We start from the raw sequence: 15169 nt of genomic DNA, 5'->3' as shown, positions 1-15169 counted from the left end.
GGCGCGGATCAGACTTCGCGGATCATCATGCGGAAGGCGGACTTGAAGACCGCGCCCACGGCCGCGGCGGCGCCGCGGTTGACGATGATCTCGACCTTCGGGTCGGCCGACACGCTCATGACGCAGGCGCCGCTGGCGGCGCAGGACGCGTCCGAGCCGATGGTGATGATCTTCTTGGCCTTGGCGGCCGCGCCCACGGGGCCGGCGTTGACGCCGGTCGTGACGTAGAGGGCGGCCACGCCGCCCACGCCCGAGACGGCGCCGGCTTCGACCGGCTTGGCCGTCAGGGTCAGCGTGCCGGTGTTGAGGCCGCCGCCGATGGCGGCCATGACGGCGTTCTTCTCGGCGACCGAGGCCGGCTTGGACGGGTCGAACACGACGCCCAGCACGGCCTTGCCGGTGGGACCGTTCTCGAGGAAGGTCAGCGCGCGGCCGGCGATCTGCACGTCCTTGGCGGCGTCGGCATGGGCGCTGATCGGCGCGACGGCGAGGAGCGTCGCGGCCAGCGCCACGACGGGTTTCTTTTTCGACATTCTGTTGAAATCCCCTGCCCTTTGTTGGGCTTGTGGGCGGGGTGATGGCGCGGCGGATGTAAAGAAGACGTAACGCCGACCATGTGACGGCGTTATGCAAAATCTTGCACTGGTCGGGTAGTCGACGGATAGACAACTTCAGGTCTGCGCATGACCTTGCGGCAGGCAAGCTCTATGCCTGTCGGCGCGTCATCTTGAGTTGTGTTCGGACAGAATGTCGCAGTCCGCGATTTATTTTCGGATCGCCGGGTCCTGGATAGCCGCCTCTCAGATCGCCGCCTCTCAGATCGAAAGGCGCTCGGCGGCGACGCCGGCTGCGCGCAGGGCGGCGAGGCGAGCGAAGGCCAGGGTCAGGGCCTTGCGGCGAGCGGGCGCCAGCGGCGTGACGGGGGCCGCCCGCACCACCGCGCCGCCGAAGCCGTCGGCGACGATCAGGCCCGGCTCCTCCGGCAGGATCCCGTCGGGGAACTGCGGGGCGACGGCGAAGTGGAAGGCGTCGCAATAGGGGGCGTACTCGCCCCACTTGCGGTCGACGCGGTAGTCGTCCAGCCCCGACTTCACCTCGACGATGACGATGTCGCCCTTGGGGCCAAGCGCCATCAGGTCGGCCCGGCGGCCGTTGGGCAAGGTCACCTCGGCCAGCGGCGCATAGCCCAGGTCGACCAGCAGCCTTGCCGCGCCGCGGGTGACGGCCAGGGTGGTCTCCGGGCGCCCCATGGCCGCGGGGGTGAGGCTGATGTCAACGACGACGTCCATGGGGCCAGATTGTTCCCTTTTCGTTCGAGTTGCAAGCTTGGCTTTAGGCGTCACTCTGCCGCCGCCGCGAGGGGCGGCGCGTGGAGTGCATCATGATGAACGTCTTCCTGAATCTCTTGCCCATCCTGCTGCTGATCGTCGTCTGGATCATATTCGCGGTGATGATGCGCAAGGGCGGCAAGACTCAGCAGAAGGCGATCGCGACGCAGGACGAGTTGCTGGTCGAGGCCCGCCGCACCAACGCCAACCTGGAGCGCATCGCGCAGTTGCTGGAGGCCCAAGCGGGCGAGGCGCGCCGCCAGGACTGAGCGCCTACTTGCGGGCGTGCTTGGTCACCCTAAGGCGCGAGACGTCATAGCCCATGGCCTTGGCCCGGTCGGTGAGGTTCTGGGTCAGGCCGGGGGTGGGCTTGTCGCGGGTCAGCAGCCAGAGATAGCGGCCCGAGCCCTCGCCGACGATCGCCCAGCTGTAGTCGTCGGCGTGGTCCAGCACCCAGTAGTCGCCCAGGAAGAACGGCCCGAAGAACGACACCTTCAGCTTGGCGCCGGTGGCCTTGTCGACCACCTTGGCCTTGCCCAGGCTGACCTTCTCGATGCCCTCGGGGCCGCCCTGGCGGCAGGTGTTGCGCACCTCGACCAGGCCGTCGGGGCGCAGTGAGTATTCGGCGGTGACGCCGTCGCAGCCCTTCTCGAAGCGGAAGTCGTAGCGGGCCGCCTCGTACCACAGGCCCAGGTACTTGCTCAGCTCCACGCGCTTGGCCGGCTGCGGCGGGCGAGGGTTGCCGGTCGGACCGGCCCCGGCGCAGGCGGCCAGGGCCAGCAGGGCGACGCCGCAGGCGCCGGCGACGGCGAGGCGGATGGCGGCCACCCTCACGCCTCGGGCTGCTGCGGGAAGACCAGCTTCTCGTAGCCCAGAGCCTTCACGCGGGCCAAGGCGGCGCCCTTGGCCGTCTCGTCCATCACCGGCTTGCGCGACAGCAGCCAGACGAAGTTGCCGCCGGGCGTGGCCATGATCGCCCACGAGGCGTCTTCGGCGTGGTCGAGCACCCAGTATTCCTGCTTCTTCAGGCCGCCGAGGAAGTTCATCGAGAACTTGGCGTTCTCGGACCCGGCGAGGATCTTGCCGCTGGTGTTGAAGGTCTTGGCCTTGCCGCTGGCGCTGTCGCGGCGGCAGACCTGGCGCACCGAAAAGGTTTCGGCGGTCTTGGCCGTGAACTCGGTTGTGGGGGCCTCGCAGTTGCGCTGGCCGGAATTTGGGGTGCGGGCGATCTCGTACCACTTGCCCGAATAGAAGGCCGCCGCCACCGGCTTGGACGGCGGCTGGGCGCCGGCCATGGCCGCCGAGGGGAGGGCGAGCGAGGGGAGGGCCAGGCACGCCGCGAGGGACAGGATCAGGCTTACGCGCATTCCGACACCTTGCTGCTTGGCGGGCTTTGCGCCCTGCTCAAGTTCATCCCCCGAACGGAGGCAAACGCAAGGGGAGGCTGCGGTGTTCCCACGACCCAAACCCTCTCTCTTTGAGAGAGGGAGGGGCCCATGGCGAAGCCATGGGAGGGTGAGAGGTCACAAAGATGCCGGAAGAGGCGCTGTAATCCTGGTCTGCCTACCAGGCGCACGAACCGGATCGTCGATCTCTCTCAGCCTTCAGCGCTGTGGAGGAGAGGAGGGATTTGCCTGCCGGCAATGAAACCTCTCACCCTCCCACCGCTGCGCGGCGGGCCCCTCCCTCTCTCGAAGAGAGAGGGGCTCCTTCGCCCTATTCCGCGGCGATGGTCACCGGGACGGCGCGGTCCTTGAAGTTGATGGCCTGCAGGTGGCGGATGCCTTCCTCGGCGATGTCGTCGCCGACCATGCGGTCGCCCTCGGCCTTCAGTTCCTCCAGGTCGACATACATGGCGTAGAACGCCTTGGTGCGGTCGGTGATGATGCCGGCGTTGAGCAGGGTCTTCACCAGCACGCGGAAGATGTTGGTCTGCTCCTTCATGTGCTCGCGACGCAGGTCGTCGGTCATGATCTGCCCGTACTCCTCGACCACCTTGTCGGGATCCAGGCCGAACTCGCGATAGAGGTCCAACTGCTGGTGCGGCGAGACCAGGTTGAACAGCAGGGTCTGGAAGCAGTGGGCCGCCCAGTCCTCGATGATCGCATGCTCTTCCGGCGACAGCTTGGGCACCGTGCGGTCGGCCCAGATCTTCCCGAACTTGTGGTGGAAGGCCTCGTCGGTCATCACCAGCTGCAGCAGCTTCTTGCCGAGCGGGTCGTGGATTTCCTTGAAGAAGGTGGCGAAGGCGCCCATGGCCAGGCCCTCGACCAGCATCTGCATGCCGATGATCTTCTTGTAGACCTCGGGGGCGGCGATGATCTCGACCAGCAGGCTCTTCAGGGCCGGGCCGCACTCGACCGGCTTGCCCCAGCGGGCCTTGATGTACTTGGCGAAGGCGGTGACGTGGCGCGCCTCTTCACGGGTCTGGTTGGCGGCGTATTCCTGCGCGCCCTGGTCCTTCAGCACGTGGCACAGGCTGGCCGACAGGTTCAGCGCGCCCTGCTCGCCGTGCAGGATCGACGAGAAGCTGCGCAGCACCGACTGGTTGATGAAGCGGGTGCGCTGCTTGGGATCGGAGAGGTGGTTGGAGACGTAGTCGGTCGACAGGGCGATGACGAGGTCCTCGGGAACCAGCGGCTGGTTCTCCATGTCGAACGGCTCGTCGAAATCGATATAGGCCTTGTCGAGCGGGTCCCAGAAGTGGTCGTGAGTGGCCGAGATGATCTTGTCGAAGGCGCTCGAGCGGTTTCCGTACCGGTCGAGCTCGAGCATGGACTCGAAGTCGTCGGGCGCCACCGCGTCGTACATGGCGTCCTTGGTGATGTTCTTGTCCGTCACGGTCGGCTCCTCTCCTGTAGGCCTCTCGGCTGCTCGACGGGGCCCGTCTGTCGCGGGTCTCTCCTCGAGTGAACACTGTCCACTCAAACTTCCGGTACGGTCAAATTAAAAATGACGATGGCGTCACCTTTGCCGCAGCCGCTTGAACCAGAATGGGAAACCGCGCCATGGCGTTGAACGTCTTTGTGCTGACGGGCGCGGGGGTCTCCGCCGAGAGCGGCCTGGGCACCTTCCGCGACGAAGGCGGGGTATGGACGCAGTACGACCTGGCCGAGGTCGCCACGCCCGAGGGCTTCGCCCGCGATCCGGCCAAGGTGCGCGCCTTCTACAACGCCCGCCGGGCCAACCTGGCCGCCGCCGCGCCCAACCCCGCCCACTTCGCCCTGGCGCGGCTGGAGCGCGAGCTGGCGGCGCGGGGCGGGCGGCTCTTCCTGTGCACCCAGAACGTCGACGACCTGCACGAGAAGGCGGGGTCTACCGCCGTCGTCCACATGCATGGCGAGCTGGCCGTCACCCGCTGCCACGCCTGCGAGGCTGTGCGCCCCGATCCCGGGCCGCTGGACGGGGAGGCGGTCTGCGGGTCCTGCGGCGCGGGCGGCATGGCCCGACCGCACGTGGTTTGGTTCGGCGAGGTCCCGCTGTTCATGGACGAGATCTTCGAGGCCCTGGAGGACAGCGACCTCTTCGTCGCGATCGGCACCTCGGGCTCGGTCTATCCGGCCGCCGGCTTCGTCACCGAGGCGCGGCGGATGGGGATCCGAACCTGCGAGATCAACCTCGAACCCTCCGACAACGCCCGCGCCTTCGACGAGCGGCTTTACGGCCCGGCCGGCGAGGTCGTGCCGGCCTGGGTGGAGGCGGCGCTGTCTTAAGCCAGGCGCGGGCGGAACTGGTCCATCAGGGCCTCGGCCTGCTCGACATCGTCCTCGTCGACCTTGTCGGACGACAGCACCCTGGCCAGGCAGCGCACGGCGGCCTCGATCGAACGCCGCACGCCGACGCCCTCCAGATAGCACTTGGCCAGGGGCAGGCAGGCGGAATCGTCGCCAGCGGCCGCGCATCGCGCGAACCAGCGGACCATGGCGCGGTGGTCGCCGCGCTCGCGATAGAGGATGGCGATGTTGTTGGCGGAAATCGTGCACCGGGCGCGGCGCCAGGCCCGTTGATAGAGGCGCATCGCCTCGTCCTTGTCGGGCGGGGCGCCCAGGCCGTTGTCGTACAGGTAGGCCAGGTTGGTCAGGGCGGTGATGTCGCCCAGCTCGGCGCAGCGCGCATAGCCTTCGCGGGCCCGGGCGTAGTCTCCGGCCTCCTCGGCGTCGAAGGCGATGTGCAGCAAAGCTTCGGTCTCGATCATCGGCCAAGCTATGGCACGGCCGCATCGTCCCAGCCTAGTCCTCAACCGCCGGCGGCGGGATCAGGGCCAGGAAGTTGCGCACCAGGGGCGAGGCGTCGCCGGCGCGGGTGGCGATGGCCAGCGGCACCTTGGGCACGGCGCCGTCGAGCGGGCGGTAGACCACCCCGCGCACGGCCAGCTGGGCGATCGAGCCGGGGGCCATGGCCACGCCCAGGCCGGCGGCGACCATGTTGATCATCGCCACGATGTGCGGCGTCTCCTGGCCGATGGTCGGCTCGAATCCCTCCTGGGCGCAGGCGTCGCGGATCAGGCCCAGGAACGTGCGGCCGATCCCCTGCGAGAAGATCACGAACGGCTCGCCCGCCAGCGCCGCCACCGGCACGCGCGCCTGGGCGGCCAGGCGATGGCCGGCCGGCAGGGCCAGGATCAGCGGCTCTTCGCCCAGGGGCAGCAGGTCCAGACCCTCGGCCGCGACGTTGCCGGGGCGCACGAAGGCCGCGTCCAGCTCCGAATGCAGCAGGCGCTCGGCCAGGCGCGCCGAGTGGCTCTCCTCGACGATCAGGCTGGCGTCGGGATACTTCCAATGGAAGACGGCGAAGGCCTCGGTCACCGCCGGATGGAAGTTGGCCGACGAGGTGAATCCCACCCGCAGCGCGCCCACGTGGCCGCCGCCGGCCCGGCGCGCGGCCTCCTTGGCCCGTTCGGCCTGTTCCAGGAGCAGCCGGGCTTCGGCCAGGAAGGCGCGCCCCGCCTCGGTCAGCTCGGCCCCATGCGGCCGGCGCAGGAACAGCGGGTAGCCGATCTCCTTTTCCAGGTCGCGGATCTGCTGGCTCAGCGGCGGCTGGCCGATGCCCAGGCGCGCGGCGGCCCGCGTGAAGTTCAGCTCTTCCGCGAGGGCGACGAAATAGCGGACGTGGCGCAGTTCCATGGGTGTGGCGCGGGACTCGGCGGAAACTCAGGCGGGCGGAAACTTGCCCCGAACGGTCGGGCGGACGCTTTTCCAGAGGAGCACGGCCAGGGCCGCCAGCGCCGCCGGGATCAGGGCCGCCAACCATACCAGAACCACGACCGCCAGTTGCAGCACGGACAACGCGACCACGAGGGCCTTGTTCTCCGGCTTGCTGGCCTTGGGGGGCGGTATGGACACTGACGCAATCTCTCGCAACGCGGCTGGCCGGGCCGCGCACCGGTAGACGGAGCGCTGCTGACCAGTCGTCAGCGGTGTTGCATCGACCTCCGACGAATCTGCGGGAAGTATTGCGCAGAATCCGTGATATTCAATCGCAAACTCCCGCGACGGGGGGTATTGTGTATTTACGCACCGTTCGTTGGGCGAATTTTGAGGCAAAATATGGACGGTGTTCCAGGTATATCTGGAAAGTATTGCTCCATATCTTTTGAGTATCGCTGGTCAGCCCTCTAGCGTGGCGAGCACTTTCGGATGGAGACGGGCAAGCTCCACCAGCCGTTCGACCAGCGCCTCGCGACTGTCCAGCGCCAGGCCGTCGCGCAGTCTCGACATTCGATCGCGCACCGCCTGCAGGCCCGGCTCGTCCAGGGCGTTGGTCGCCACGACCACGGCCGCCTGGTGCTTGCAGGCGCCGAACTTCTCGAACCCCGGGCAGTCGCAGCGGCCCTCGCCGGCGGGGCTGCGCAGTTCGACCACATAGAGGTCGCCGGCGCTGCCGGTGACGTGGGCGGTCACCGCGTCGTCCTCGATCGACACCAGGGCGACGTCGCCCTTGTCGGCGATGGCCACGCCGCTTTCGAACCAGCGCTCGTCCATCCGCTCGCGCCAGGTCTCGGTGTCGAAAAGGCTCATGCCTCGTCCTCGATGCGGTGGATGTCGTCGTCCGACAGGCCGAAATGGTGGCCGATCTCGTGGACCAGCACGTGCTCGATCAGCGCGCCGAGGGTCACATCGCCGCGTTCGCACCATTCGTCCAGGATCGGCCGGCGATAGAGGAAGACCATCGAGGGCTGGGCCCCGACGTCCAGCACCGAGCGGCGCGACAGGTCCACGCCCTGGTAGAGGCCGGTCAGTTCGAACGGATCCTCGATGCCCAGGCTGTCGAGCACCTCGTCGGTGGCGAAGTCGTCGATGCGGAAGACCACGTCGCCGGTCAGGCGGCGAAACTCTTCGGGCAGGCCGTCGAAGGCGGCCTTGGCCAGGGCGGCGAAGTCGTCCAGCGACGGGGCGAGGCGGTCGGTCCAGGTCATGAACCTGAAATAGCGTGATTGCTCGCGGGGGGAAGGGGCCAGATCGCGCTCTCGGCGCGCCCGGTCTAAGCTGCCAGATCTGATTCGACCCTTACGCCTTCTGGGGCTAGCGACACGCCGGATGACATCGCTCGATCTGATCCTGGCCGCGACGGCCGGCGCGGTCTGCCTGGCGATCTGCGCCACCCTGTGGGCCCTGGCCCAGCGCCGAGCCTTCGACGCCCGCCTGGCCAGCATGCGCCAGCGCCTCGACGCGCTGGAGAGCGGCTCGGTGGCCGCCCAGGCTTCGGCTGAAGCGTTCGACAACGCCCTGGTGGCGGTCGAGGACGGCGCGGCCCGCCTGGTGTCGGGCGACGACAGCCTGCACGCCTGCGCCCAGGTGCTGAACGTCGAGGCCACGCCCGACGCCCTGGTCGAGGCCCTGGTGGCCGGCGACCCCGACCACGCCGCCCGCCTGAAGGCCCTGTTCGAGCGCGGCGAGGCCTGCGCCTTCGAGGCCCGCGGCCCCGGCGGCCGGGTCATCGTCGAGGGCCGCGCGGCCGGCGCCCTGGCCTGGCTGCGCCTGGCCGCCCAGACCGGCGACCTTGGCCTGCCCAGCGCCGCCCGCTTCGCCGCCTTCGTCGATGGTTTGTCCGAGCCGGCCTGGATCGCCGCCGCCGACGGCGCGCCGACCTGGGCCAACGCCGCCTATCTGCGCGCCGTGGGCGTGGAGACCGCCCAGCAGTCGGCTCGCGACAACAAGACCTTCGACCGGGCCGTCGACGCCCTGGCCGTCGAGGCCGCCGCCAAGGCCGAGCGCCGCGAGGCCGTGCGCTGGACGCCGATCGACGGCCGCCGCCGGGCTTTCCGCTTCACCGTCAAGCCGCTGGACGGCGGCGGGGCCGGGGTGTTCAGCGCCGATGTCACCGAGGTCGAGGACGTCCGCGAGACGCTGAAGAACCACGTCGCCGCCCACGACGAGACCCTCAACCACATCGCCGACGGCGTGGCGATCTTCAGCGCCAGCCGTCGCCTGTCGTTCCACAACACCGCCTTCGCCGACCTCTGGGGCCTGGAGCCGGCCTGGCTGGCCGAGCGGCCGACCCATGGCGAGGTGCTGGACCGCCTGCGCCAGCGTCGCCGCCTGCCCGAGACGGTGGACTACGCCAAGTGGAAGGCCGCCGAACTGGCGCGCTACGAGGACCTGGGGCCCCAGGCCGACGAGCTGTGGGACCTGCCCGACGGCCGCACCCTCAAGGTCGTGCGCCAGCCCCACCCGCTGGGCGGCATGCTGCTGCTCTATTCCGACATTACCGGCGAGCTGCGCCTGAAGGCCCAGTACAACGCCCTGATCCAGGTGCAGCAGGCCACGCTCGACAAGCTGAACGACGCGGTGGCCGTGTTCGGCTCGGACGGCCGCCTGCGGCTGCACAACGAGGCCTTCGAGACCTTCTGGAACGTCACGCCCCAGGCCCTGCAGGCCGCCGGCGACTTCGAGGGCGTGGTCGAGCTGTGCGTGCGCCGCCTTCATGACCTCAGCTTCTGGCGCGAGCTCAAGGGCCGGGTGGCCGATCCCGATCCGCAGATGCGCGCGCCGACCTCGGGCGAGGTGCGCACCTCCGACGGTCGCATCGTCGTCTACCAGAGCCGGCCGCTGCCCGACGGCGCGACCCTGATCGCCTTCGCCGACGTCACCGACACCCGCCACCTGGAAAGCGCCCTGGCCGACCGCTCCGCCGCCCTGGCCGAGGCCGAGCGGCTCAAGCGCGACTTCGTCGGCAATGTCTCCTACGAACTGCGCACGCCGCTGACCACGATCATCGGCTATTCGGAACTGCTCGAGCGCGCCGAGGGCCTGCACGAGCGCGGCAAGGGCCACGTGGCCGCCGTGCGCGCCGCCGCCACCCAGCTGGCCCGCTCGATCGACGACGTGCTCGACATGGCCCAGATCGACGCCGGCGAGATGGCGCTGGAGATCGAGGACATCCGCGTCGTCGACCTGCTGCAGGGCGCGTATCAGCGCGGCGGCAAGGACGCCGAGATCGGCGGCGTGACGCTGGAGGTGATCTGCGACGAGGAGGTCGGCCTGATCCGCGGCGACGCCAAGCGCCTGAACCAGACCGTCGACCACCTGGTCGAGAACGCCCTGCGCCAGACCCCGCCGGGCGGCAAGGTGACGATCTCGGCCCAGCGGGCGCTCGGCGAGGTCAAGCTGCACGTGCGCGACACCGGCCGCGGCGTGCCGTTCCACGTCCAGGCCCACATCTTCGACCGCTTCGTCGGTCGCGATCGCGGCGGTCCGGGCCTGGGCCTGGCGTTGGTCAAGGCGCTGGTCGAGCTGCATGGCGGCTGGGTGGCCCTGGAGAGCGAGCCGGGCGCCGGCTCGACCTTCACCTGCCACCTGCCCGAGACCCAGCACCCGGGCGCGGCCCAGCCGGAGTTCGGGTTCTAGGGTCGCTGCCGCCCTGCGTGATCCTCGCCCTTCGACAGGCTCAGGGTGAGGATCAATTTAAGCGGCTGCATTCGTCCCTCATCCTGAGCCTGTCGAAGGACGAGGGACGCGAAACAAAAAAAGGGCCTCCCGAGATCCTCGGGAGGCCCTTTCCGTGTCAGGTGAGGCTCCCGGTCGCCCGGGAGCCCGCTCACCCTCAGTACTTGTAGGTGAAGCCCATGAAGAACCGGCGGCCGAAGTAGCCCAGCTCGGTCAGGCGAATGTCACCGGCCGTGGAGCGTTCCTCCTCCTTGGTCAGGTTCTTGCCCTCGACGAACAAGGACAGGCCCTGGGGACCCGGCTTCCAGGTGATCTTGCCGTCCAGGTAGCCGGTCGGGTCGCGGAACACCGGCTGGCCCGAGGTGTCGGCGGCCGAGACCAGGTACTTGGAGCGGTAGTTGTAGGCCAGGCGGGCGTTGATCGGGCCCTTGTCGTACCAGACCGTGAAGTTGGCGCTGCTCTTCGACAGGCCCGGGAAGGGCAGGGGCGAGCCGTCCAGGGTGGAATAGAGCTCGACGTCCTTGGCTTCCTGGTAGGTGTAGTTGGCGTCGATCCCCAGGCCCGACAGCGCCCCCGGCAGCCAGGTGAAGGCGGTCTTCCCGGTCAGCTCCAGGCCCGAGATCTTGGCCCCGTCGCCGTTGATGTAGGTGCTGTAGTTATACAGCACCCCGTCGCCGTAGTAGTCGACCTTGCCGATCAGGGTGCGGGACGAGACGTAGAACGACTTGATGTCCTTGTAGAACAGCCCCAGCGAGATCTGGGTGTCGCTGTTGGGATAGTATTCGAACGACAGGTCGTACTGGTTGGCGCGATAGGGCTTCAGCTCCGGATTGCCGGCCGTGCAGCTGGGTTCGTCGAACTCGCCGTTGGCGTCGGGCGAGTTGTCGGTGGTGCAGCTGACCGTCGGCATCAGGTAGTCCATGCGCGGACGGGCCATCAGCTGGGCGAAGCCGGCGCGGGCCGCCAGCTTGTTGGGCGACAGCCACAGGCCCACGTTGAAGCTGGGCAGCCACACCGTGTAGTCCTTGGTCATGGTGGCGATGCTGTTGCTCAGCACGTAGGTGGTCGAGGTGCCGCCGTTGGTCGCCGCATAGGTCTCGCTGCGGGTCTGGGCGCCTGTGCCCTGGGTCTTGGTGTGGACGCGACGCCAGCCGAAGTTGCCGTTCACGTCGTAGCCCAGGAGCGGGAAGGCGTAGTTGAACTTGATGTACTGGGCGTCGGTCTGTTCCTGGATCCGGTAGGGGATCTGCTCGTAGGTATTGCCGTCGTTGCCCGTCGTGCTTTCCAGGTTGTTCAGGTTGAAGTGCGACGTGTCGAGGTACTGGGCCACCGAGTTGAAGTTCGGATAGAGCCAGGTCGTCGGCAGCTTGCCGCCGCCGAAGTAGAAGGCGTCGGGCAGCTGGGTCATGGCCTGGGCGAAGACGGCGTTGGAGAAGGCCCGCGACCAGGTCTCGCTCGTCGACCAGTAGCCGGTCGTGTAGGCGGCCGAGGCGTTGGTCGGACTGGTCTGGTCGGCCGTCTGGCTGGCCAGGATCGTCGCCGTCGAGTTGACCGCGTTGCTGTAGATCACCGTGTCGTCGGTGGTCGAATAGGCGTTGGCGCCGCCGTCGATGATGTAGCCGCCATAGCCGTAGCCCGAGGTCGAGAAGTCGGTGGCGCGGCCGCCGAACTCGATCTTCTTCAGGAACGGCAGGTCGACCTCGTAGTCGAAGTCGATCTTGTACTGCTTCTCCTCCGACTGCGAGTTGGAGGGACGGTACTGGATCTGCCACTGGCGGATGGCCGAGGCGTCCGAGGGGCTGTAGCCGGTCGCGAAGGTGAAGGACGGATTGCCGGTCGACGGGTCCAGCGTCACCGTCATGCCGGGGGTGTCGAAGCTGACGCTGACATTGTTTGTCTGCGAGACGGTCGAGGTCTCGGCGCTGGAGGCCTGGAACTCGATCTGCAGGCGGTCGCCGCGATAGTTGGCGCCGATGTTGTAGTAGTCGCTGGTCGACTCGTAGGCGAAGTCGCGGGCGCTGATGCCAAAGCCGTTGTAGCCGCCCGCGCCCGAGGTCGTGAGGCAGTTGCCCAGGGTGTACTGGATGACGTTGTGGTTGGCGTCGGTGACCACCGAGCCGGCCGTGGTGTCGGTGCTCGAGCACGACGTGCCGTTGGCGGCGGTGTTGCGCAGCCGCGTGGCCGAGGTGAAGTCGGTGCCGTAGTTGATGTCGTTCAGCCGCTGGCTGCGCTCATTGCGGTTGTAGCTGACCCAGGCGTCGAGCTTGTCGGTGAACTTGTACTGGGCCGTGAACTCGGCCGAGATCCGCTCGTCGGTGCGGGTCCAGACGCCGTAGCGGGCCACGCGCGGGGCGTAGTCGTACCACTGGCTCTGGCAGGCAGTGCGCAGGTTGGTGGTCGAGATCTGGGTGGCGTCGGGCGTCACCAGCGACGAGCAGCCGGCATAGGTGGTGACGCCGCTGGCCAGGTCGACGATGTCCTGGCCGTAGGCGGTCGAATAGTAGTCGACGGTCTTGTCGGCGGAGTTGTCGAAGTCGGCGAACCGGCCCCACGACGAGTTGCGGACATAGTCGCCGCGGGTGTTGACCTTGTCGTAGGTGACGTTGGCCATCAGGCCCAGGCGCCCGTCCAGCAGCTGGGTGGCGGCGAAGATGTTGCCGCGCGGCTTCCAGCCGTTGACCGTGTCGAGGTTCTGCAGCGAGCCGGTGAACGACAGGGTCGGCTTCTTGAAGTCGAGCGGCTTGCGGGTGGTGACGCTGACCGTGCCGCCGACGCCGCCCTCGGTCATGTCGGCGGTGAAGCCCTTGAAGACGTCGATCGACTTGACCAGCTCCGAGGCCAGCTCGCGGAAGTCGTTGGAGCGGCCGCCGCCGCCGTAGACCTGCAGGTTGCCGGCCGTCGACAGGGTGCTCATGCCGTTGATCTCGACCCGGTTGAGGTCGGGCTCGACGCCGCGGATCGACACCGCGTTGCCCTCGCCGAAGTCGCGGGCCAGCTGCACGCCGGTCACCCGGCCCAGGGCCTCGCCGACGTTCTTGTCGGGGAACTGGCTGATGTCCTCGGCGACGATGGAGTCCGAGATCGTCCCGGCCCGCTTCTTGCGGCCCATGGCGCTTTGCAGGCTGGCGCGGGTGCCGACGACGACGATCTCCTCGACCTTGTTCTCGACGGTGGTGGCGGCGGTCGGTTCGGCTTGGGCGAGGGCGGCGGGCGCGCCGATCCCCAGGATGGCGACGGCAAGGCCCGTGGTCGCCAGCAGTTGGTGTTTCATGGGTTTCCTCCGATGAGAGACTGGCGGTGACCCGCCTTCTTTCGCCGCGGGGCCGCGCGGCCCTTAAGCGTGTTGGTGGATGGCTGGAGGCAAGGCGCGTCGACGCGGCGGCCGCGACCGGCAGGGCGCGGCGGAACGGGTGTCGATGCGGGCTTGCACGGACGCCGGGGGCTCAGGCGACGCGGCGGGCGTCGGAGCGCTGGCCGGTCGCCGGATGTCCGGCGTCGGGCTTCGGCGTGTCGCGGCCGGGCGGGGGTTTTCGCGCCGTCGCGGATATAGAGCGGTCTTCACGGTCGTCGCGGATCTCTTGATCTCTGCGACGGCGTCAAAAATCTTATCGAGGAGGCGCTGTTGTCAATCTCTGTTGTCTGAGTTTTGACAACATAACCATGTATTCAGCAGTCTTTGCGGCGATGAAGGATGATCGATCATCTCAATTTCGAATTGTTTCATTCTGGAAAATATTGATACGCGCTATTCTCACCTTGTGAAACTACATCGCAGAAAGCGGGATTCGTCTTGCCAGGCGGGCGGCGTGAGCCTAGTGGACTGGCTCAGGCGGCAGGCGTCGACCGCGGGGCGGGCCTGTCTGGGAAGGGGAAACGGGAGGACCAGGATCACCGGCCTCGCAGGGCGCGCCAGGACGCGCGCGGCGGCGCCGGCGGACTTCACGGATAGGATCGAACTGAGCGTGGCGGGTTTGTTTGTGCGCCACCTGACATGTCGAGAAGAGGCTGGCCGGCTCAGCCCGGACGCCAGCGCATGGCGACCGCGATCTCGGTCTCCGACGGCGTCTCGACGAAGCCGGCCTTGCGATAAAGCGCCTGGGCGGGCGCGTTGTCGAACCCGACGTCCAGCGTGATCGACGCGGCGCCGGCCCGCGCGGCCGCGTCCTGGATCCACGCCATCAACCCAGAGCCCAGGCCAAGGCCCTGGGCCTCCGGCGCCAGCAGCAGGTCGATCAGCCGCCAGTCGGCGTGGGCGCGGTCCAGCAGCAGCTGCCCGGCCGGAACATCGCCCGCCAGCACCAGCCAGCGATCGGCCCTGGGATAGGCGCCGGCGACATGGATCTGCTGCAGGCGCAGCTGGTCGGCCATCATCGCCGTGACCTGCTCCCGCGGCCATCCCATCGCCAGGAACGCCGCGCCGCGGAAGGCCGCGTGCCATCGCGCCAGCAGTGGCGCGTCGCCGTCCTCGATGGCGCGGACGGCGACGTCGCGGGCCTGAAGCGCGGATGGAAGGGGCGGCATGTCGGAGGGTGATTTCATCGCGACGACTCGCGGGTGAATGGGCTAGATCGACGCATAGGTTGCGCTCCAGGCGCGATCCGCCAAGACAAGTTCAAGACAGACGAGGGGGATGCCATGCTGCTGCTGAAACCGGAAGATTTCGAACCCTGGGTGGGCAAGCAGGTGCGGGTAGCCACCATTCCGCATCCGGTCGAGATCACCCTGGCGGCGATCTTCCGTCCCGGCTTCGCGCACGACATCCGCGAGCCCTTCTCGCTGATGTTCGAGGCGCCGATGAACATCAACCTGATCGATGGCGCCTACGAGTTCGATTGCGGCAAGGGCGGTCCGCATACGATCGTGATCACCCAGCTGAAGCCGCTGCCGGGCGCCCGGGTCTACCAGGCCGTCTTCAACTGACGACACCGGCTCGGCCGGAAAAGTCCGATCCGGAAT

The 15169-nt window shown here is 68.1% G+C and carries 16 protein-coding genes; 4 read left to right on the top strand and 12 right to left on the bottom strand.

The genetic code is table 11. From position 1 onward, the window contains the following. Nucleotides 1-8 precede the first annotated feature (8 nt). Nucleotides 9-446 carry a hypothetical protein gene (locus V6S85_RS21440; protein ID WP_442885724.1) on the bottom strand — a complete coding sequence of 146 codons (438 nt, stop codon included), beginning with the start codon at nt 444-446 and terminating at the stop codon, nt 9-11. Nucleotides 447-815: 369 nt separating this feature from the next. Further along, a complete protein-coding gene (mmcB, locus tag V6S85_RS21435) occupies nt 816-1289 on the bottom strand; it encodes a DNA repair putative endonuclease MmcB (RefSeq protein ID WP_334350168.1) in 474 nt (157 codons plus the stop codon). Nucleotides 1290-1381: 92 nt separating this feature from the next. Here mmcB and V6S85_RS21430 point away from each other — a divergent pair, with 92 nt between their 5' ends. Beyond that, nucleotides 1382-1597 (top strand): hypothetical protein, encoded by a 216-nt coding sequence (locus V6S85_RS21430; protein WP_116564125.1) that lies wholly within the window; start codon nt 1382-1384, stop codon nt 1595-1597. Nucleotides 1598-1601: 4 nt separating this feature from the next. On the opposite strand, the gene V6S85_RS21425 is transcribed toward V6S85_RS21430, so the two are convergent. The 3 genes from V6S85_RS21425 to V6S85_RS21415 form a co-directional block, all read right to left on the bottom strand. Further along, nucleotides 1602-2156: a lipocalin family protein gene (locus tag V6S85_RS21425; protein ID WP_334350167.1), complete on the bottom strand. Its 555-nt coding sequence runs from the start codon at nt 2154-2156 to the stop codon at nt 1602-1604. A gap of 2 nt (nt 2157-2158) precedes the next feature. Next, entirely contained in the window at nt 2159-2695 is a 537-nt protein-coding gene (locus tag V6S85_RS21420) for a lipocalin family protein (protein ID WP_334350166.1), read from the bottom strand. A gap of 349 nt (nt 2696-3044) precedes the next feature. Further along, nucleotides 3045-4169, bottom strand: coding sequence for a ferritin-like domain-containing protein (locus V6S85_RS21415; protein WP_116489128.1), 1125 nt, complete (start codon nt 4167-4169; stop codon nt 3045-3047). 167 nt (nt 4170-4336) lie between these two features. On the opposite strand from V6S85_RS21415, the gene V6S85_RS21410 reads away from it, so the two are divergent. Beyond that, nucleotides 4337-5041, top strand: coding sequence for an SIR2 family NAD-dependent protein deacylase (locus V6S85_RS21410; protein ID WP_334350165.1), 705 nt, complete (start codon nt 4337-4339; stop codon nt 5039-5041). Here V6S85_RS21410 and V6S85_RS21405 read toward each other — a convergent pair. The 5 genes from V6S85_RS21405 to V6S85_RS21385 form a co-directional block, all read right to left on the bottom strand. Next, the gene (locus V6S85_RS21405) at nt 5038-5523 is read right to left on the bottom strand and encodes a tetratricopeptide repeat protein (protein ID WP_116564119.1); all 486 of its coding nucleotides are present in this window, start codon (nt 5521-5523) and stop codon (nt 5038-5040) included. The genes V6S85_RS21410 and V6S85_RS21405 overlap by 4 nt on opposite strands. Nucleotides 5524-5557: 34 nt before the next feature. Further along, nucleotides 5558-6451, bottom strand: a complete 894-nt coding sequence (locus tag V6S85_RS21400) for a LysR substrate-binding domain-containing protein (protein ID WP_116564117.1) — start codon at nt 6449-6451, stop codon at nt 5558-5560. A 27-nt stretch (nt 6452-6478) separates the two neighbouring features. Further along, a complete protein-coding gene (locus V6S85_RS21395) occupies nt 6479-6670 on the bottom strand; it encodes a hypothetical protein (RefSeq protein ID WP_243410440.1) in 192 nt (63 codons plus the stop codon). Nucleotides 6671-6934: 264 nt separating this feature from the next. Beyond that, nucleotides 6935-7345 carry an SWIM zinc finger family protein gene (locus V6S85_RS21390; RefSeq protein WP_116564115.1) on the bottom strand — a complete coding sequence of 137 codons (411 nt, stop codon included), beginning with the start codon at nt 7343-7345 and terminating at the stop codon, nt 6935-6937. After that, nucleotides 7342-7743: a metallopeptidase family protein gene (locus V6S85_RS21385; protein ID WP_116564113.1), complete on the bottom strand. Its 402-nt coding sequence runs from the start codon at nt 7741-7743 to the stop codon at nt 7342-7344. Before V6S85_RS21385 ends, V6S85_RS21390 begins: the two co-directional genes overlap by 4 nt. Before the next feature lie 121 nt (nt 7744-7864). On the opposite strand from V6S85_RS21385, the gene divL reads away from it, so the two are divergent. Next, the gene (gene divL / locus V6S85_RS21380) at nt 7865-10174 is read left to right on the top strand and encodes a cell cycle protein kinase DivL (protein WP_334350164.1); all 2310 of its coding nucleotides are present in this window, start codon (nt 7865-7867) and stop codon (nt 10172-10174) included. Between the two features lie 196 nt (nt 10175-10370). Here divL and V6S85_RS21375 read toward each other — a convergent pair whose 3' ends face one another. After that, a complete protein-coding gene (locus V6S85_RS21375) occupies nt 10371-13484 on the bottom strand; it encodes a TonB-dependent receptor (RefSeq protein WP_334350163.1) in 3114 nt (1037 codons plus the stop codon). A gap of 743 nt (nt 13485-14227) precedes the next feature. Then, entirely contained in the window at nt 14228-14752 is a 525-nt protein-coding gene (locus tag V6S85_RS21370) for a GNAT family N-acetyltransferase (protein WP_334350162.1), read from the bottom strand. 96 nt (nt 14753-14848) lie between these two features. Between V6S85_RS21370 and V6S85_RS21365 the strand changes: the two genes are divergently transcribed. Beyond that, entirely contained in the window at nt 14849-15133 is a 285-nt protein-coding gene (locus V6S85_RS21365) for a DUF6916 family protein (protein ID WP_101718595.1), read from the top strand. The last annotated feature ends 36 nt before the right edge of the window (nt 15134-15169 follow it).

Source organism: Caulobacter sp. CCNWLW153 (genome assembly GCF_036889365.1).
Taxonomy (GTDB): Bacteria; Pseudomonadota; Alphaproteobacteria; order Caulobacterales; family Caulobacteraceae; genus Caulobacter; species Caulobacter radicis.
The sequence above is the reverse complement of the archived record's forward strand: the minus strand, read 5'-3'. Positions and strand labels throughout refer to the sequence as shown.

Excerpts from the sequence above, each read along its gene's own strand:
- mmcB (WP_334350168.1), bottom strand. The coding sequence starts at position 1,289 with ATGGACGTCGTCGTTGACATCAGCCTCACCCCCGCGGCCATGGGGCGC.
- V6S85_RS21430 (WP_116564125.1), top strand. The coding sequence starts at position 1,382 with ATGATGAACGTCTTCCTGAATCTCTTGCCCATCCTGCTGCTGATCGTC.
- V6S85_RS21420 (WP_334350166.1), bottom strand. The coding sequence starts at position 2,695 with ATGCGCGTAAGCCTGATCCTGTCCCTCGCGGCGTGCCTGGCCCTCCCC.
- V6S85_RS21410 (WP_334350165.1), top strand. The coding sequence starts at position 4,337 with ATGGCGTTGAACGTCTTTGTGCTGACGGGCGCGGGGGTCTCCGCCGAG.
- V6S85_RS21405 (WP_116564119.1), bottom strand. The coding sequence starts at position 5,523 with ATGATCGAGACCGAAGCTTTGCTGCACATCGCCTTCGACGCCGAGGAG.
- V6S85_RS21400 (WP_116564117.1), bottom strand. The coding sequence starts at position 6,451 with ATGGAACTGCGCCACGTCCGCTATTTCGTCGCCCTCGCGGAAGAGCTG.
- V6S85_RS21390 (WP_116564115.1), bottom strand. The coding sequence starts at position 7,345 with ATGAGCCTTTTCGACACCGAGACCTGGCGCGAGCGGATGGACGAGCGC.
- V6S85_RS21385 (WP_116564113.1), bottom strand. The coding sequence starts at position 7,743 with ATGACCTGGACCGACCGCCTCGCCCCGTCGCTGGACGACTTCGCCGCC.
- divL (WP_334350164.1), top strand. The coding sequence starts at position 7,865 with ATGACATCGCTCGATCTGATCCTGGCCGCGACGGCCGGCGCGGTCTGC.
- V6S85_RS21375 (WP_334350163.1), bottom strand. The coding sequence starts at position 13,484 with ATGAAACACCAACTGCTGGCGACCACGGGCCTTGCCGTCGCCATCCTG.
- V6S85_RS21370 (WP_334350162.1), bottom strand. The coding sequence starts at position 14,752 with ATGAAATCACCCTCCGACATGCCGCCCCTTCCATCCGCGCTTCAGGCC.
- V6S85_RS21365 (WP_101718595.1), top strand. The coding sequence starts at position 14,849 with ATGCTGCTGCTGAAACCGGAAGATTTCGAACCCTGGGTGGGCAAGCAG.